Source organism: Neorhizobium sp. T25_27, assembly GCF_002968565.1.
Taxonomy (GTDB): Bacteria; Pseudomonadota; Alphaproteobacteria; order Rhizobiales; family Rhizobiaceae; genus Neorhizobium; species Neorhizobium tomejilense.
Window position 1 is genome coordinate 46,936 of sequence record NZ_PVBJ01000001.1, and the last position, 15,689, is coordinate 62,624.

General features: G+C 62.1%; 18 protein-coding genes and 1 pseudogene. 11 read left to right on the forward strand and 8 right to left on the reverse strand.

Annotated features, from left to right (window positions below; all coding sequences use genetic code 11):
- Positions 1-30: 30 nt before the first annotated feature.
- The 3 genes from C5J24_RS00245 to C5J24_RS00255 are packed head-to-tail and all read left to right on the forward strand — an operon-like array spanning position 31 to position 2,782.
- A complete protein-coding gene (locus tag C5J24_RS00245; protein ID WP_105414706.1) occupies positions 31-915 on the forward strand; it encodes a hemin ABC transporter substrate-binding protein in 885 nt (294 codons plus the stop codon).
- Positions 915-2,003, forward strand: a complete 1,089-nt coding sequence (locus C5J24_RS00250; RefSeq protein ID WP_105414708.1) for an iron ABC transporter permease — start codon at positions 915-917, stop codon at positions 2,001-2,003. The genes C5J24_RS00245 and C5J24_RS00250 overlap by 1 nt, the downstream gene beginning before the upstream one ends.
- A complete protein-coding gene (locus tag C5J24_RS00255) occupies positions 2,000-2,782 on the forward strand; it encodes a heme ABC transporter ATP-binding protein (protein ID WP_105414710.1) in 783 nt (260 codons plus the stop codon). The genes C5J24_RS00250 and C5J24_RS00255 overlap by 4 nt, the downstream gene beginning before the upstream one ends.
- Before the next feature lie 12 nt (positions 2,783-2,794).
- Here C5J24_RS00255 and C5J24_RS00260 read toward each other — a convergent pair whose 3' ends face one another.
- From C5J24_RS00260 to C5J24_RS00270, 3 genes and pseudogenes are all read right to left on the reverse strand, one after another.
- A complete protein-coding gene (locus C5J24_RS00260; protein ID WP_105414712.1) occupies positions 2,795-3,151 on the reverse strand; it encodes a YbaN family protein in 357 nt (118 codons plus the stop codon).
- A 20-nt stretch (positions 3,152-3,171) separates the two neighbouring features.
- On the reverse strand, positions 3,172-3,495 hold the full coding sequence (locus tag C5J24_RS00265) for a DNA-binding transcriptional regulator (RefSeq protein ID WP_105414713.1): 324 nt from the start codon (positions 3,493-3,495) through the stop codon (positions 3,172-3,174).
- Positions 3,485-3,843, reverse strand: a pseudogene (locus C5J24_RS00270) (type II toxin-antitoxin system RelE/ParE family toxin). Before C5J24_RS00270 ends, C5J24_RS00265 begins: the two are co-directional and overlap by 11 nt.
- Positions 3,844-3,949: 106 nt before the next feature.
- Here C5J24_RS00270 and galE point away from each other — a divergent pair.
- From galE to C5J24_RS00290, 4 genes are all read left to right on the forward strand, one after another.
- The gene (gene galE, locus C5J24_RS00275; protein WP_105416519.1) at positions 3,950-4,939 is read left to right on the forward strand and encodes a UDP-glucose 4-epimerase GalE; all 990 of its coding nucleotides are present in this window, start codon (positions 3,950-3,952) and stop codon (positions 4,937-4,939) included.
- An 11-nt stretch (positions 4,940-4,950) separates the two neighbouring features.
- Positions 4,951-5,643 carry a uracil-DNA glycosylase gene (gene ung, locus C5J24_RS00280; protein WP_046635035.1) on the forward strand — a complete coding sequence of 231 codons (693 nt, stop codon included), beginning with the start codon at positions 4,951-4,953 and terminating at the stop codon, positions 5,641-5,643.
- Between the two features lie 143 nt (positions 5,644-5,786).
- Positions 5,787-6,719: a VOC family protein gene (locus C5J24_RS00285; RefSeq protein ID WP_105414715.1), complete on the forward strand. Its 933-nt coding sequence runs from the start codon at positions 5,787-5,789 to the stop codon at positions 6,717-6,719.
- A gap of 26 nt (positions 6,720-6,745) precedes the next feature.
- Positions 6,746-7,360 carry an alpha/beta hydrolase gene (locus tag C5J24_RS00290; RefSeq protein ID WP_105414717.1) on the forward strand — a complete coding sequence of 205 codons (615 nt, stop codon included), beginning with the start codon at positions 6,746-6,748 and terminating at the stop codon, positions 7,358-7,360.
- 70 nt (positions 7,361-7,430) lie between these two features.
- Here the strand turns inward: C5J24_RS00290 and C5J24_RS00295 are convergent, their stop codons facing one another.
- A complete protein-coding gene (locus C5J24_RS00295; protein WP_105414719.1) occupies positions 7,431-8,348 on the reverse strand; it encodes a DUF4344 domain-containing metallopeptidase in 918 nt (305 codons plus the stop codon).
- 352 nt (positions 8,349-8,700) lie between these two features.
- On the opposite strand from C5J24_RS00295, the gene C5J24_RS00300 reads away from it, so the two are divergent.
- The 3 genes from C5J24_RS00300 (at position 8,701) to C5J24_RS00310 (ending at position 11,145) form a co-directional block, all read left to right on the forward strand.
- A complete protein-coding gene (locus C5J24_RS00300) occupies positions 8,701-10,128 on the forward strand; it encodes an aldehyde dehydrogenase family protein (RefSeq protein WP_105414721.1) in 1,428 nt (475 codons plus the stop codon).
- Positions 10,118-10,510, forward strand: coding sequence for a RidA family protein (locus C5J24_RS00305; protein ID WP_046635043.1), 393 nt, complete (start codon positions 10,118-10,120; stop codon positions 10,508-10,510). Before C5J24_RS00300 ends, C5J24_RS00305 begins: the two co-directional genes overlap by 11 nt.
- 206 nt (positions 10,511-10,716) lie before the next feature.
- Entirely contained in the window at positions 10,717-11,145 is a 429-nt protein-coding gene (locus C5J24_RS00310) for a L,D-transpeptidase (RefSeq protein ID WP_105414723.1), read from the forward strand.
- 8 nt (positions 11,146-11,153) lie between these two features.
- Here the strand turns inward: C5J24_RS00310 and C5J24_RS00315 are convergent, their stop codons facing one another.
- On the reverse strand, positions 11,154-11,729 hold the full coding sequence (locus tag C5J24_RS00315) for a transglycosylase SLT domain-containing protein (RefSeq protein ID WP_046635052.1): 576 nt from the start codon (positions 11,727-11,729) through the stop codon (positions 11,154-11,156).
- 54 nt (positions 11,730-11,783) lie between these two features.
- On the reverse strand, positions 11,784-12,986 hold the full coding sequence (locus C5J24_RS00320) for a low temperature requirement protein A (RefSeq protein WP_105414725.1): 1,203 nt from the start codon (positions 12,984-12,986) through the stop codon (positions 11,784-11,786).
- Between the two features lie 106 nt (positions 12,987-13,092).
- Here C5J24_RS00320 and C5J24_RS00325 point away from each other — a divergent pair, with 106 nt between their 5' ends.
- Positions 13,093-13,707 (forward strand): GNAT family N-acetyltransferase, encoded by a 615-nt coding sequence (locus C5J24_RS00325; protein WP_105400307.1) that lies wholly within the window; start codon positions 13,093-13,095, stop codon positions 13,705-13,707.
- Here the strand turns inward: C5J24_RS00325 and C5J24_RS00330 are convergent.
- Positions 13,704-14,282: an NAD(P)H-dependent oxidoreductase gene (locus C5J24_RS00330; RefSeq protein ID WP_105414727.1), complete on the reverse strand. Its 579-nt coding sequence runs from the start codon at positions 14,280-14,282 to the stop codon at positions 13,704-13,706. The two genes, C5J24_RS00325 and C5J24_RS00330, sit on opposite strands and share 4 nt — an antisense overlap.
- On the reverse strand, positions 14,282-15,688 hold the full coding sequence (locus tag C5J24_RS00335) for an FAD-binding oxidoreductase (RefSeq protein WP_105414729.1): 1,407 nt from the start codon (positions 15,686-15,688) through the stop codon (positions 14,282-14,284). The genes C5J24_RS00330 and C5J24_RS00335 overlap by 1 nt, the downstream gene beginning before the upstream one ends.
- Position 15,689: the final 1 nt, after the last annotated feature.

The following is a 15,689-nucleotide window of genomic DNA, read 5'->3' on the forward strand; positions in this document are numbered from 1 at the left end:
TCGGTTTGGGCAGACAAGGAGCAGAGTATCATGGGGTCTTCCTTCACCTTGAGGGGGCTTTTCGCAGCCGTCCTCGTGGGCACCGGTCTCGTCGGGGGCGTTGCAGCTGCATCCGACAAGGGCAACCCGGAAGCCAAGCGGATCGTCTCCATCGGCGGCACGATCACCGAGATCCTCTATGCGTTAGGCGCCGAGGACCGGATCGTAGCACGGGACTCGACGAGCTTCTATCCGGATGCGGCCAATTCCAAGCCCGATGTCGGTTACATGCGCGCCCTGTCTGCGGAGGGCATTCTCGGCCAGAAGCCTGACCTGATCCTGATGGAGGAGGGTTCCGGTCCGCCGCCGGTGATCGAAATCCTGAAAGCCAGCGAAGTGCCGATGGTCGTCATCCCGACGCCGCCGAAGGTGGATGCGATCGGCAGGAAGATCCGCGATGTGGGTGCGGCGGTCGGGCTTTCCGGCAAGGCCGACGCCCTTGCCGTAAAGACGGAAGACGGACTGAAGAAACTCGCCGCCGACGTTGCCAGGATCCCCGGCCCGAAAAAGAAGGTTCTGTTCGTGCTGTCGCTTGCCAATAACCGCGTCATGGCCGGCGGTGCCGACACGGAAGCGGGCGCCGTAATCGAAATGGCCGGCGGCATCAATGCCGCGCCGACGATCAACGGCTACAAGCCGCTTGCCGACGAAGCCGTCATCGCCACCAAGCCGGATGTCGTGCTTTCCATGTCGCGCGGCGACCACACGATCACGCCGGAACAGGTTTTCGCGATACCGTCGATGCAGACGACGCCGGCTGCCGCCAACAAGGCGCTGGTCACCATGGATGGCCTGCTGCTGCTCGGTTTCGGCCCGCGCACGCCTGAGGCCGCCCGCTCGCTCGCGGCCCGGATCTATCCCGGGGCGATCAACTGATGATGAAGGCGCTGGCGATGCCCTTCCGCGTTGCTGCCGATGGAGACCGGACGCGCCAGGGCGTCATCGTGCTTCTTCTGCTGGCGGTAATGCTGTTTGTCGCGTGCCTGCTTTCGCTCGGCATCGGCCCAACGGGCGTCGGCCTGCGTGATCTCTGGACCTACGCGACCGGTAACAGCGCCAGCCTTTCAACCCAGGACCGGGTGATCCTCGAGGCGGTCCGCCTGCCGCGCACCGCGCTTGGCCTTCTGGTCGGGGCCGGGCTTGCCGTCTCCGGGGCGATGATGCAGGGTCTGTTCCGCAATCCGCTTGCCGATCCCGGCATCGTCGGGGTGACTTCCGGCGCGGGGCTTGCCGCCGTTGCGGCGATCGTGCTCGGCAACGGCATTCTGGCACCGGTCGCCATGGTGCTCGGCAACCAGTTCCTGCCGCTGATAGCCTTCTTCGGCGGTCTTTTCAACACCTGGGCGCTCTACATCATCGCCACCCGCGACGGGCGAACCTCGACGACGACGCTGATCCTGTCGGGCATCGCGATCGGTGCGCTTTCGGCAGCGCTCATGGGCCTGCTGATCGTCATGGCCGACGACCGGCAGCTGCGCGACATCACTTTCTGGAACCTCGGCTCGCTCGGGGGCGCCACGTTCGGCCGGGTCTTGTCCATCCTGCCTTTCGTCAGCGCGGTGATGGTGATCATGCCCTTCGTGGCGCGCGGCCTCGACGCGCTGGTACTTGGCGATGCGGCCGCGTTCCACATGGGGATACCGGTGCAGCGGCTGAAGAAGATCGTCATCGTCGCTGTCGCCGCCGCCTGCGGCTCGACCGTCGCCGTCGCCGGCTCGATCGGTTTTGTCGGCATCGTCGTGCCGCATCTGCTGCGCCTCGTCATGGGGCCGTCGCACCGCTTCCTGCTGCCGGGTTCGGCGCTCGGCGGTGGGGCGCTGCTGCTGGTTGCCGACAGCGTCGCGCGCACCGTCGCCGCTCCGGCGGAACTGCCGATCGGCGTCATCACCGCGTTGTTCGGCGCTCCGGTCTTCCTCTTCCTGCTGCTGGGTAAAAACGGCATCACCACGCGGGACATGCCATGATTTCCGCCGAACACATCACCGTCACTCGCTCGGGCCGCAAACTGCTCGACAATGTCGGCCTCGATCTCCAAGCGGGGCGTTTCACCGTCGTCATCGGTCCGAACGGCGCCGGCAAATCGACGCTGATGAAGGTGATCTCCGGAGAGATGAAACCCGATGTCGGTTTCGTCAGCTATCACGGCACCAGGGTCGACCTCTGCCAGCCGGTCGAACTTGCCAAGTGCCGGGCGGTATTGCCTCAGGCGACGCAACTCGCCTTTCCGTTCACCGCGCTCGAAATCGTCCGAATGGGCGCTGTCGCGCAAGGGGGCCTCAATCCGACCGAGCAGGCACGCCAAGCCTTGTCACGCGTGGGCTTGCGCGGCTTCGAAAGCCGGCCCTATCCATCGCTGTCGGGCGGCGAGCAGCAGCGGGTGCAGTTCGCACGCGCACTCGCGCAGGTGCCGCAGCCGGTCGCGGACGGCGTTCCGCGGGCTCTGTTCCTCGACGAGCCGACTGCCAGCCTCGACCTCGGACACCAAATCTCGGTGCTGGAAATCGCCCGCGACTTCGCCAATGCCGGCGGGATCGTGCTCGCCATCCTGCACGACCTCAACCTGGCTGCCGAGTTCGCCGACCATCTCGTGGTGCTGAACCACGGCCGGGTGGTGGCGGAAGGCGCCTGCACGGAAACGGTGAACGACGAGATCATCGCCAGCGTCTACGGCATCGCCGGCGCCGTCGGCCGCCTGCCGGCAGTCCACATCCCCTACGTATTGCCGCAATCGCGGCACCGCTGAACGATTGGATGGTCAGGTATCCGGGCGGGTGACGATGAAGGTCGCCGAGCCGAGCATGACCGCTGCCACCAGCGCCGCCCGCCACAACGGCGGCGAGGTGCCGAACCAGAACACCGCGTAGCTCACCGCCATCAGCGAAATGGCGGCGATCTTCGCCTTCCGCGCGATTGCGCCCTTTTCCCGCCAGCTGCGCAGCGACGGCCCGAATTTCGGGTGCTCGAGCAGCCATGCCTCCAGCCGCGGCGAAGAGCGGGCGAAACAGGCAACTGCCAGCAGGAGAAACGGGGTGGTGGGCAGGACAGGAAGGAAAGCCCCGACAATGCCGATTGCGACGAACAGCCATCCGAGGGCGAGAAAAAGAAGGCGCATGAAAGCTCTTAAATGAAAAGTTAGGCCAACATCTGAAGACCATGTTTGCGCACGATGTCCAGAAGTTTCAGCGCGGGCCCACTGGGGCGTTTCGCGCCGGTCTCCCACTTCTGGACGGTCGATTCGCTGGTGTTGAGGTAACGGGCAAAGACCGGCTGGCTGACATGATTGCCCTCCCGCAAAGCCTTGATCTCCTCAGGTCCAAGTTCCACCGGTACCGAAAGGCAGGTCTCGTCAAAGGTCCGCATCGTTTCCTTGTCGATCGTGCCGGCTTCGTACATGCCTTCCACGGCGCTATGGATCGCCTCGAAAGCATCGCTCTTGAATTTCCGGTTAGTTGCCATTGCAAATCTCCACCAGTGCGCCTCTCTTCAGTTCCGCATCGAAAGCGCCGGGTGTCTTCCGGCGGTAAAGCTCGGCCAGTTTGCGGAAAGCCGCCAGCTCGTCATCATCGATATTGGCCCGATCCTGTTTGGCGAATAGATAGGCATAGACCCAGAACTCGCCGCTTTTGCCAGAATGATCGACCGGTGCCGGTTGTCGTTGAGGCGTTTCTTGAACACGCCGCCGCCTAGGTCGTCCGCCTGGCCCAGGGCAACCTGAGCAATGGCGTTGCAAAGCTCGCGATCCGATATCCGGGCTTTCTTTGCCGCTTTGGCAAACCACGCAGTTTTGAACACCCGGCCGCTCATGATTTTATATAGCACTGGGTGCTATGCTTTTCAATGTGGCTTGGTGCTGGCTTTTCGGCCGCCGCCGGTTATAGTGCCGCCGGCTTCAATAACCGCAGGGGAAATGATGTCAGTAAAGAAAGTGCTCGTGGTCGGCGGGGCCGGCTATATCGGCTCCCATACGTGCCTGGTGCTCGCCGAGCGAGGTTATCAGCCTGTTGTCTTCGACAATCTCTCCAACGGGCATGCGGAATTCGTGCGCTGGGGTGAGCTGGAACAGGGCGATATCCGCGATCGTGCCCGGCTCGACGAGGTGTTTGCCAAACACAAGCCGGACGCGGTGCTGCATTTCGCGGCGCTGATCGAGGTGGGTGAATCGGTCAAGAACCCGGTGGCCTTCTACGACAACAACGTGATTGGCGCGCTGACGCTGCTGTCGGCGGCGATCGATGCGGGCGTGAAAGCCTTCGTGTTTTCCTCGACCTGCGCCACCTACGGCCTGCCGGATCGCGTGCCGATGGACGAGACCCACAAACAGGCGCCGATCAATCCGTACGGGCGTACCAAATTCATCGTCGAACAGGCGCTGAAGGACTACGGCACCTACAAGGACCTGAAGTCGGTCATGCTGCGCTATTTCAACGCGGCCGGCGCCGATTTCGAGGGCCGGGTCGGCGAGTGGCACACGCCCGAGACCCACGCCATTCCGCTCGCGATCGAGGCGGCGCTTGGCCGTCGTCAGGGTTTCAAGGTGTTCGGCGACGACTATGACACCCGCGACGGCACCTGCGTGCGCGACTATATCCACGTGCTCGATCTGGCCGACGCGCATGTGCGGGCGGTCGATTATCTTCTCGCAGGCGGGGAGACGGTGGAGCTCAACCTCGGCACCGGCACCGGCACGACGGTGAAGGAACTGCTCGCGGCGATCTCGGCGGTTTCCGGAAAACCGTTCCCGGTGGAATATACCGGCCGGCGCGAAGGCGATTCCACCTCGCTGGTCGCCAATAACGACAAGGCGCGGGCGGTGCTCGGCTGGGAGCCGAAATACAGCCTGGACGATATTATCCGTTCCGCCTGGGACTGGCATTCCCGCTCCAACCATCATGTGATCTGAAGGGCCAAGACATGGCGGAAGGCGAGGTCAAGCTCGAGGAAAGCTGGAAACATGCGCTCGGGCCTGAGTTTTCCAATCCCTATATGAGCGAATTGCGCCGCTTCCTGGTTGCCGAAAAGGAAGCGGGCAAACGCATTTTTCCAAAAGGCTCGGAATATTTCCGCGCGCTCGATCTGACGCCGCTCGACGAGGTGAAGGTGGTGATCCTCGGCCAGGATCCCTATCACGGCTTCGGCCAGGCGCATGGGCTTTGCTTCAGCGTTCGTCCGGGCGTGCGCGTCCCGCCGTCGCTCGTCAATATCTACAAGGAGATGGAGACGGATCTCGGCATTCCGCCGGCCAGGCACGGATGCCTCGAACATTGGGCGGAACAGGGCGTCCTGCTTCTGAACAGCGTGCTGACGGTCGAGGAGGCGAGGGCCGCCTCGCATCAGGGCAAGGGCTGGGAACGGTTCACCGATGCGGTGATCCGGGCGGTTAACGACGAGTGCGACGGTGTCGTCTTCATCCTCTGGGGCTCCTATGCCCAGAAGAAGGCGGCCTTTGTCGATCAGCAGCGCCATCTGGTGATCAAGTCGGCCCATCCGTCGCCGCTTTCCGCGCATAACGGCTTTCTGGGCTCGCGGCCATTTTCCAAGGCGAATGCCTATCTGCAATCGATCGGCAAGGATCCGGTCGACTGGCGCCTGCCGGAACAAGCCTAGTTCTGTGAACGATTGACCAATGGTCGTCTACGCAGAGTGAACAATGCGTTCGGATGGTCGCGTCTATCCAATCTCCGGTCCTTCCACCATCTTTACCCCAGAACAGCAGGCCGCACAGGCGGTCCGCAGAAAAGGGGTTTAAAATGCTAGACCAGATCAAGGGCCTCCACCACGTCACGTCGATGGCGGCAAGCGCCAGCACCAACAACAAGTTCTTCACCGACACACTCGGCCTTCGCCGGGTCAAGAAGACCGTCAACTTCGACGCTCCAGATGTCTACCATCTCTATTATGGCGACGAAGTCGGTTCTCCCGGCTCGGTGATGACCTATTTCCCGTTCCCGCATATCGCCCGCGGCCGTCAGGGCACCGGCGAAGTCGGAACGACGCTCTTCTCGGTTCCTGAAGGCTCGTTCGGTTTCTGGACCGACCGCCTGACGAAAGCCGGTGCGGAAGGCATCAAGGTCGATACGGCCTTCGGTGAAAACCGCCTGCATTTCGCCGGTCCGGATGGCGACGGGTTCGCGCTCGTTGAAGTCAAGGATGATGCCCGCAAGCAGTTCATCGGCAACGGCATTGCCGAAGATCATGCGATCCGCGGCTTTCATTCCGCTTCGCTTCGTCTTCGCGATGAAGGCGCTACCGCCGAGCTCCTGAAGTTCATGGGCTATCAGCAGGCCGATGCTCAGGATGGTGTGACCCGCCTGATCATGCCGAGCGGCAACGGTGCCGATGTCATCGACATCGAAACCATGCCGAACATTGCCCGCGCCAATCTGGGTGCCGGCTCAGTCCACCACATCGCCTTTGCCGTCGAGAACCGCGCAAAGCAGCTCGAAGTCCGCAAGGCGCTGATGGATACCGGCTACCAGGTCACTCCGGTCATCGACCGCGATTACTTCTGGGCGATCTATTTCCGCACGCCAGGCGGCGTGCTGTTCGAAATCGCCACCAACGAACCCGGCTTCGATCGGGACGAGGATACCGCCCATCTCGGCGAGGCCCTGAAGCTGCCCGCACAGCACGCACATCTGCGGGCGACGCTCGAACAACATCTCGAACCGCTGGACGCCTAGTCAGCGCAGCGTCCAAGGAGACCATCATGAGTTACGACAGTTATGTGCACCGGGCGCGCCCCGGTGCACCTGGAGCGCCGATCCTGTTCGTCTTTCACGGCACCGGCGGCGATGAAAATCAGTTCTTCGAGTTCGGCGGCCGGCTTTTGGCCGGCGCCACGGTGATCTCGCCGCGCGGCGACATTTCCGAACACGGTGCCGCGCGCTTCTTCCGGCGCAAGGCCGAAGGTGTCTATGATTGCGAGGATCTTGCCCGGGCGACCGGGCGGATGAGCGAATTCGTCGCCGCCAACCGCGAGCGCTACGGTTCCTCGACCGTGCTCGGCCTCGGTTTTTCCAACGGTGCGAACATTCTTGCCAATATCATGATCGAGAAGCCCGGCCTGTTCGAGGCGGGCGTGCTGATGCATCCCTTGATCCCGTTCAAGCCTGGGGACCGCAAGGCCGAAGCCAAGGCCCAAGTTCTGATTACGGCCGGCCAGCACGACCCGATCAGTTCCGTCCAGCAGACCGACGAACTCGCCGACTATTTCAGGCGGCAGGGAGACGCGGTGACGTTGGAATGGCATGGCGGCGGGCACGAGATCCGTCCCAACGAGATCGAAGCCGCCAAGAAGTTCTTTGCGCCCTATGGCGCTTGAACGCGACAACGAAAACGCCCGGCGTCAGGCTTGTGAAGGCTGATGCCGGGCCGACCGTTGCGGGCGCTTTCTACCAGCGGGCCGTTGCCTTGCCGAACAGGTTCTGGAGGGTCGGCTTTTTCTCGTCGTCGACCGCCTCTTCGCTGTCGCCCGTTTTGCCCTCTTCCTCTTTGAAGTATTTCGCGACGGTCTGCATGTGCCACTGCATCAGCTCATAGCAGTATATCACCTCCCGGTCGCCCGCCGACCAATAGGCATTCGGCTCGCCGCATTCGGCGGCCGTCAGCTTGATGCCGTCCTCCAGCTTGTAGAGCCCCGAAAGAAGCTCGGCGAGGATATCCAGAACCTTCGCCGTCTTCGTCAGGTCCGCATAGTCCTCGAGTTCCTTGTTGTCCGGCTTCTTGTAGGTGATCGTAAACTTGTTGTTCTGCCCGTCGGTCCGCAGGTGCGGTTTCAGGAGGCCGAACCAGCTGTCATGGGCTTTCAGATATTCGCCGACGCACTGCCTGCGGCGTCCCTCCGGAAATTCGAGGTTGTCGGCCGATTCCTTGAATTTCTCCGCATCCTTGCCGACCATCATGCAGACCATGCTGAAGGCGCGCTGGCGGTCGAGCGCGTGGACGTCCCACATGGCCAGTTCCTGTTCGGCCGCTTCGCTGGCCTCTGCGGAAAATGTCCAGCCATCGACGGAATCGGTTAGCGCGGTGTCGAAAACTTCGTCGTCGGCCTCCAGCAGGAGCAGTGTGGAAAGCGTGTCCACCGCATCCTCCTCACGGCCAAGAACCGGCAGGTTGAATTCTGAAACCAGCATGTGTCCGGCTTCATGAAACAGGAAAAACAGCGCATTGCCGAATGCGAACTCGACGCTGTCCTCGACCTGCTTCTTTGAAAGACCCTGAAGATCGTCGGTGAGGGCTGTCGCTTGTGCGCCGGGCATGGGCAGCGCAAAAAGCCCGAGAAGGGCGAGAGGGAGAAGGCTGCGTCGCATCGGGCCTGCCTGCTTTCTGAAAGCCGTGTTGATCTGTCGCGTCCATGGCCCAGCGTTGCGGAAAGTCGCTTGGTTGTCGCAAGGTCGATCTATTCCGTAACATCGAGCTTTTAAGTTCGGATGAAGCGGTATTGTTGCTGATATGTTTCGATGAGTTTTACGAAGATTTAAGACCTATTGAAATTCCCCGGCTTTCCCTGGCCTGCAAGAGCAAAGACGTCGGCTGCCGAGCGCTGCGTGGCGATGGAACAGGCCTCCGCACTTCGTCTTTTCGAGGCATCCGGCGGGCTTGCGAGGGCGATGGCGATGGCCGATAGTGGCTCACCATTTCCTCGACGCGCGGAGGTTTCCCATGAGCAACCACTTGAAATTCTTCATCGACGGTGTCTGGGTCGAGCCGGTCATTCCGGTCGCGCTCGACGTCATCGACCCGTCCACCGAAGAGGCCTATACGCGGATCGCGCTCGGTTCCAAGGCGGATGTGGACAAGGCCGTCGCAGCCGCCAGGGCCGCTTTCGCGTCTTTCTCTCAGTGGTCGAAGGAGGAGCGGCTGGCGCTGCTCCGCCGTATCCCTGCTGAGTACGAAAAGCGTTACGAGGATATTGCGCAAGCCGTTTCCCAGGAAATGGGCGCGCCGATCGGCTTTGCCCGGGACGCGCAGGCCGCCGCCGGGCAGGGGCACCTCAAGGCGACCATCGAGGCGTTCGAAGCCTACGAATTCACCGAGACGCGCGGCACGACGACCATCGTGAAAGAGCCGATCGGCGTCTGCGCTCTCATCACGCCGTGGAACTGGCCGCTCAACCAGATCGTCTGCAAGGTGGCACCGGCGATCGCCGCCGGCTGCACCATGGTGCTCAAACCCTCCGAGATCGCGCCGATCAGCGGCATCATCTTTGCGGAAGTGATGGAGGCTGCCGGTACGCCGAAGGGCGTCTTCAATCTCGTCAACGGCACCGGTCCGGACGTAGGGCAGGTGATGGCCGGCCATCCGGATGTCGACATGGTGTCCTTCACCGGCTCGACCCGGGCGGGCGTGATCGTCGCCAAGACCGCCGCCGATACCGTGAAGCGCGTGGCGCAGGAACTTGGCGGCAAGTCGCCCAATATCATCCTGGCGGATGCAGAATTCGAAAAGGCGGTGGCGGAGGGCGTGACCGCCTGCTTTGCCAATTCCGGCCAATCCTGCGACGCGCCGACCCGGATGCTGGTGCCGGCCAGGCGTCACGACGAGGCGCTTCAAGTTGCCAAGGCTGCGGCCGAGAAACTGAAAACCGGCGACCCGCGGGCCGACGGCATAGATCTCGGGCCAGTGGTCAGCCAGGTCCAGTTCGACAAGATCCAGCGGCTGATCGAGGCGGGCATCACCGAAGGCGCGACGCTCGTCACCGGCGGCCCCGGCCGGCCGGAAAACCTCAACCGCGGCTACTACATCCGCCCGACCGTGTTCGGAAACGTCACCAACGACATGACCATCGCCCGCGAGGAGATTTTCGGGCCGGTCCTGTCGATCCTCCCTTACGAGACCGAGGAGCAGGCAATCGAGATCGCCAACGACACGCCCTATGGGCTTGCGGCCTATGTCCAGTCCGGCGACCTTGCCCATGCCCGCACGGTGGCGGCGCGGCTGCGGGCCGGTTCGGTGTTCATCAACTATCCCGAATGGGATCTCTTCGCGCCCTTCGGCGGCTTCAAGCAATCCGGCAACGGCCGCGAATACGCCGACTGGGCCATTCACGACTTCCTCGAAATCAAGGGTATCGTCGGTTATGGCATTTAAGACCTTCAATCCTCCCTCCGTCCGCAAGCCGTTCGGCGGCTATAATCATGGTTTGCTCGTCCCTCCGGGTGCAAGCCTGCTGGTGACCTCCGGCCAGCTCGGCATTTCGCCGGAAGACAAGATCCCGCCGGACGTGGCAGGGCAGGCAGAACTCTGCTTCAAGGCGATCGGCGCGATCCTCGAAGAGGCGGGCATGACCTATGCGGACGTCATCCGCATTTCCGGTTTCGTCACCAGCCGCGAGGATTTTCCCGCCTACATGATGGTGCGGGACCGCTATACGCTCGATCCGAAACCGGTCTCGACCCTGATCGTCGTCGGTGGCTTCACCCGTGCCGAATTCCTGGTCGAAGTGGAGGTGACGGCCGCGAAGGTGTTTTGAAGCAACGCCGAATAGAGAAACCTCTCCCGGGTCATCCGCATCGCGGGCAGGCCGTACATATTCAGTCTTTGTTGATCACGTATTGTCTTGTTGCGGCGATGGCGGATACCTTTGTGATTTTACGCTGAATACCGTCCTCGATTTTAAATATTCCTTGAGCTGAATGAGGTATCTCTTGCTCCAGGGTTTTTTATTGGGGGTTTTCTATGCGTCGTATCGTAATGGGAGCCATGGCGCTCTTCTGTGCACAATTTCTCGCACCCGCTGCCTTTTCTGCAAGTCTTGTTGCCAGCGTCAGCCTATCGTCGCAGACCATGACCGTCGAGCAGGATGGCGTGGTGGTTTACGAATGGAAGGTCTCGACCGCGCGTTCGGGTTATTCGACGCCGACGGGGAACTGGGGGGCCAAGTGGCTGTCCAGGGATCACCGTTCGCGCAAATACGACAACGCACCGATGCCGTTTGCGGTGTTCTACAACGGCGGTTATGCCGTCCATGCGACCTTCGAGACGAAGCGGCTTGGGCGGCCTGCCTCGCATGGCTGCATTCGTCTGCATCCTGAAAATGCAGCGACATTCTTCTCGCTCGCCAGCCGGCACGGACTGTCGAACACACGCATCGTCGTCAGCCGCTAGGTTTCGCTTCAATAGCCACAGCTTCTGAGCTGCGCTTCGTATTTGGCGGCCATGCCGGCGGATTTCTGGGCGGTCTGCTTGACGCCGTTGCCGAACTGGCCGCGTGCGTAGCCGGCCTGGCCGGTGTAGTAGGCGAGGTAGAGGTTGTAGCTGTCGGCGAGCGGGATGCCGTTCTTGAGGTGGCTCTGGTTGTGATACCAGCCGACGAAATGGACGGCATCGCCGAAATCGGTGCGGCTGGCGCTCCAGCGGCCGGTATCCTTCTTGTAGCTCAGCCACGTGCCGTCGAGAGCCTGGGCGTAACCGTAGGCCGTCGAGGCGCGCTTCCACGGGATGAAGCCGAGCAGCTTGGTGCGCGGCGGCCGGGCATAGGGCTGGAAGCCGGATTCCACATAGATCGTCGCCATCAGGATCGGCACCGGCACGCCGAATTCCCGCTCCGCCTTCTTGGCGTCACGCGCCCAGTTGTTGAACAGCCCGTCGCGCTGCTCGAAGATCGCGCAGGCATTGGTGACCCGGCTCGGCGCAGACGCGCAGGCAGACAGGGACACCGTCAGGAGGGCGATGAAAAACGCAATACGCATCGCTTAATCTCTCGGTTTCCAGAGATTAATAACCGGTAAAATTTAAGGAAAAGTTTAATGGTCGGGATGAGATGTCGGTGGCGCTAAATAAGCGCGGCCGGCAAAGAAATTTCTGACGATGACGGCGAGTGCGGTCGTGGCCGCAATGCCTTCCAGACCGAGCCCGGCCGCCGGCGCAACCAGCGTCAGAACAGCAAACACAGCGAGCGTGAAACGCGCCGGGCCGATGCAGACATAACGGTCGCGCACGAACCACAGGCTCGCCAGATAGATCGCGACCGGGATCGCCACCGCATAGTCGCCGACGAGGATGGAGACCTCGGAATGGTGGGTGATGATGTCGACGAGCACGGCAAAACCCGCGCCGACCGCCGCGCCCGACGTGAAGATGAAGAAATGGCCGTAGCCCCAGAGAAGCGAACGTCTCAGGTGATGGCTGCCGAGTTGTTCCTCGCGGGCGAAATAGACCCACCAGAGCGAAAAGACGATGACCAGGGCCGATAGTGCCGTATGCACCAGCATGAGGTTGAATTCGCCGGCGAACTGGCGCAACGCGATAGAGCCGGCAAGCAGCGTCTCGCCGAGCACGATGATGTTGAGCAGGCCGTAACGTTCGACGATGTGGTGGCGATGCCAGGGTGTGTTGGCGGTCAGCCGTTCCGCGACGGCCGGCACGGCCAGTTCCAGAACCACGGCGAGCGCCCAGAGGATATAGGATACGCCGAAGGTGAGGGGTTGCAGGAAGAGGAAGCTCAGCCAGAGAAGCTGGACGAGGAAGATCCCGATCGCATAACCGAGCGCGGTGGGGCGGCAGCCCGGGTCGTGATAGGCGGCCCGCAGCCACAGGATGATCATGGCGATGCGCATGACGGCGTAGCCATAGATCACCAGCGTGAAATCCGGCGCCTCCGTAAAGAGTGCCGGAATGCCGGCGGCAATCGTCAGCGAGCCGCCCATCAGCACCATGGTCAGCAGCCGATAGACGACGTCGTCATTGTCATAGGCAGACGAGAACCAGGTGAAGTTCATCCAGGCCCACCAGATGGCGAAGAAGGCCATGATGAAGGTCATCACGCCCTGCGCCGCATGGTTTTCTGCAATCGCGTGATGCAGCCCGGCCGCGGCGGAAGCGATCGCGATCACCGACACGAGGTCGAACAGAAGTTCAAGCGGAGTGGCGACCCGGTGATGCTCGTCGGGATCCCGGGGGTGCAGGGGACGCAGGATAGTGGCAAGTGGTGAAGCCTGGTTCGTCATCGTTTGCCTGCCCCCGAGCATCAAGATTCGCGATCGAGGGAAATAGCGCAAAAAAGCGTGTTCAAGTAAAGAGTGGCAGGCGATATCGCGATGATCGAGGCTTGGGATGCGCGACGTTCTTGAGACGGAAAGGCTGATATTGCGGGAAATCGGCAAAGCCGACCTGCCGATCTTGTTTCGCATCTTCGGTGATGCCGAGAGCATGCGCTTCTACCCGCGCGCCAAGAGTTTCGAAGAGACCGAAGCATGGTTCGAAAAGCTCGCCTTCAGGAGCTATGAGGAACACGGTTTCGGTCTCTGGGGTATCGTCGAGAAGGCAACCGGCGAGCTGATCGGTGATTGCGGCATTACCCTTCAACCGACGCCCAAGGGCCTGGAGCCGGAGATCGGCTATCATCTCCGGCGAGAATGGATCGGCCGTGGTTATGCCTTCGAGGCGGCTGCCGCCTGCCGTGATTTTGGTCTCGGCGGCCTCGGTTTCGCGCGGATCGTCTCGATCGTCAGCCCGGAAAATATCCCGTCGCTCCGGGTTGCTGCGAGGATCCATCAGCGGTGGGAAATCTATCGGACGGTGACAGCGGCTGGGGCGCAGGTGGATCGGTTTCTGTTCATCTCCGAGCGGGATGCATCGGACGCTGACGGCCAGGACGCCTCCACACGGGTGGCGATGGTGGAGGCGGCGGCTCTTCTGTCGACGCGCCGCCGTGAGATGGGGAGCTAGAACCGCTCCATCTCCCGCTTCACCTTGTCCAGAAACGCCGCGCGTGTCTCCGGCGTGCAGTTGTTCATGTCGTAATGGGCGAGAAACGTCACCGGCCGGGCCGGGTTGGTCTGCACCCGCAGAACGCGTTTCGACAGCTTTCGCGGTGGGTCGCCGGCGAGGAAGGCGCGCCAGCGGGTGGCGCCGTAGGTGGTGACCACCGCCACCTTGTCAATATGCAGCTTTCGCGTCAGCCTGCCGTCCTTCAGCTCGAAGGTGATGCCCGGTAGCCAGACGCGGTCGAAATAGCCCTTCAGCATGGCCGGCCAGCCGAAATTCCAGACCGGGGTGACGATCACCAGGCCTTCCGCCGCCTGCAGGCGGTCGACATAGGGTTTCACCAGCGACAGGTTGTTCGGGTAATCGTGATAGGTCATCCGGTCATGGCGCGACATGACCGGATCGAAACCTTCGGCATAAAGGTTGCAGTCGTCCACCTCGTGGCCGGCCTTCAGAAGGCTTTCACGCGCCTGCCTGTGCAGGGCGGCGCCATAACTTTCCTCGACCGGATGGGAATGGACGAGCAGGACCCGCATCAGCCACCTGCTGCGGCAAGGCCCGGGAAGAGGTAGTTCTTGCCGGCGGAAAAATCGAAATCGGGATTGTCCCAGGCGATCATCTTGCCGGGGTTGAGCAGCCCCTTCGGATCGGTCTCCTTCTTGAAGGCGAGCTGGACGGTGTCCGTCTGCTTCATGCCGCCTTCTTCCAGCGTGTAGCGGTGCGGGTTGAAGATCGGGCAGCCGTTGTCGCGGTGGATCTGCATGATCTCTTCCAGCCGCTCCCGGGTCGTGTAGCGGACGAGAGGCAGGCCGGAGCACTGCATGCGCCCATCGAACTTGATGAATTCCAGATGGCCCGGCACCTCGTCGCCGAAGAGCTTTGTCATCTTCTCGACCTTGGCGACGTGGTCCGGCCCCGGATACTGGACCTGGAGATAAGTGAAGCCAGGGTCGACCTTCAGGGCGCGCAGCGTCGTGTGGTTCCAGGCGAGTTCATAGGCATGCGGAATGCCCTTCATGCTCTCGACCTTGTCGGAGCGGAACAGGATCTCGCCCTTCTGGCGCTCGGCAAAGGCGGTGAAGGCGTCCATCGAATGCGGCGCGATCATCAGCACGACGATCGACTGGTTGCGGTCGCGCAGAAATGGCTTGTGGCGTGGGAAATAGTCGTAAGGGATCGGGGCCGCGATCGGGGCGATTTCCTTGATCAGCAGGCCGTTCTTGTGAGCCAGCGCATCGCCGAAGCGCACCGCGTCCATGAAGTCGTCGTAACCGACCAGCACGTCCACCCAGTCATAGGCGGGTGCCAGCGGCATCTCGACCTCGACGATGATGCCGTTGGTGCCGTAGGCGTGGGTGACCTTCTGCAGGTCCCAGGCAGTCAGGTCGAGGACGCGCGGCTCGGCCTCCATGGTGACGACGCGCAGGCGCAGGATATTGCCCAGGTCGCGCAGGCCGCCCCAGTGGATCGAGCCGACGCCGCCGGAACCGCCGGCGACAAAGCCGCCGATCGTCGCCGTCTGGGCGGTGGAGGGATGAAAGCGCAGTTCCTGGCCGGAATGCGCTCTGGTCTGGCGGTCGAGTTCGGCAATCACGGTGCCCGGCTCGGCGATGACGCGGCCCGGATGGATTTCCTTGACCTTGTTCATGTTGATGAGGTTGAGCACGATGCCGCCGGAGAGCGGCATGGCCTGGCCGTAATTGCCGGTGCCGGCACCGCGCGGGGTCACCGGCACGCCGTGCGCATAGGCGACCTTCAGCACCCGGATCACCTCTTCCTCGCTTTTCGGCGAGACGACGAGATCGGCGGTCACGTTCTCGAGTTCTTCCTTGAGGATCGGCGAATACCAGTAGAAATCGCGGCTCTTCTGGCGCACCAGCGCCGGATTGTCCTCGACCGCGAGGCCTTCGAGTTCTTTCTTGATCTGTGCGTAATCCGGCATG

What these genes read in the sequence shown, in the direction of transcription:
- C5J24_RS00255 (WP_105414710.1), top strand. Translation starts at nt 2,000, where the DNA reads ATGATTTCCGCCGAACACATCACCGTCACTCGCTCGGGCCGCAAACTG.
- C5J24_RS00310 (WP_105414723.1), top strand. Translation starts at nt 10,717, where the DNA reads ATGCGTCGTATCGTAATGGGAGCCATGGCGCTCTTCTGTGCACAATTT.
- ung (WP_046635035.1), top strand. Translation starts at nt 4,951, where the DNA reads ATGGCGGAAGGCGAGGTCAAGCTCGAGGAAAGCTGGAAACATGCGCTC.
- C5J24_RS00325 (WP_105400307.1), top strand. Translation starts at nt 13,093, where the DNA reads ATGCGCGACGTTCTTGAGACGGAAAGGCTGATATTGCGGGAAATCGGC.
- C5J24_RS00290 (WP_105414717.1), top strand. Translation starts at nt 6,746, where the DNA reads ATGAGTTACGACAGTTATGTGCACCGGGCGCGCCCCGGTGCACCTGGA.
- C5J24_RS00295 (WP_105414719.1), bottom strand. Translation starts at nt 8,348, where the DNA reads ATGCGACGCAGCCTTCTCCCTCTCGCCCTTCTCGGGCTTTTTGCGCTG.
- C5J24_RS00265 (WP_105414713.1), bottom strand. Translation starts at nt 3,495, where the DNA reads ATGGCAACTAACCGGAAATTCAAGAGCGATGCTTTCGAGGCGATCCAT.
- C5J24_RS00260 (WP_105414712.1), bottom strand. Translation starts at nt 3,151, where the DNA reads ATGCGCCTTCTTTTTCTCGCCCTCGGATGGCTGTTCGTCGCAATCGGC.
- C5J24_RS00300 (WP_105414721.1), top strand. Translation starts at nt 8,701, where the DNA reads ATGAGCAACCACTTGAAATTCTTCATCGACGGTGTCTGGGTCGAGCCG.
- C5J24_RS00305 (WP_046635043.1), top strand. Translation starts at nt 10,118, where the DNA reads ATGGCATTTAAGACCTTCAATCCTCCCTCCGTCCGCAAGCCGTTCGGC.
- C5J24_RS00250 (WP_105414708.1), top strand. Translation starts at nt 915, where the DNA reads ATGATGAAGGCGCTGGCGATGCCCTTCCGCGTTGCTGCCGATGGAGAC.
- C5J24_RS00315 (WP_046635052.1), bottom strand. Translation starts at nt 11,729, where the DNA reads ATGCGTATTGCGTTTTTCATCGCCCTCCTGACGGTGTCCCTGTCTGCC.
- galE (WP_105416519.1), top strand. Translation starts at nt 3,950, where the DNA reads ATGTCAGTAAAGAAAGTGCTCGTGGTCGGCGGGGCCGGCTATATCGGC.
- C5J24_RS00245 (WP_105414706.1), top strand. Translation starts at nt 31, where the DNA reads ATGGGGTCTTCCTTCACCTTGAGGGGGCTTTTCGCAGCCGTCCTCGTG.
- C5J24_RS00335 (WP_105414729.1), bottom strand. Translation starts at nt 15,688, where the DNA reads ATGCCGGATTACGCACAGATCAAGAAAGAACTCGAAGGCCTCGCGGTC.
- C5J24_RS00285 (WP_105414715.1), top strand. Translation starts at nt 5,787, where the DNA reads ATGCTAGACCAGATCAAGGGCCTCCACCACGTCACGTCGATGGCGGCA.
- C5J24_RS00320 (WP_105414725.1), bottom strand. Translation starts at nt 12,986, where the DNA reads ATGACGAACCAGGCTTCACCACTTGCCACTATCCTGCGTCCCCTGCAC.
- C5J24_RS00330 (WP_105414727.1), bottom strand. Translation starts at nt 14,282, where the DNA reads ATGCGGGTCCTGCTCGTCCATTCCCATCCGGTCGAGGAAAGTTATGGC.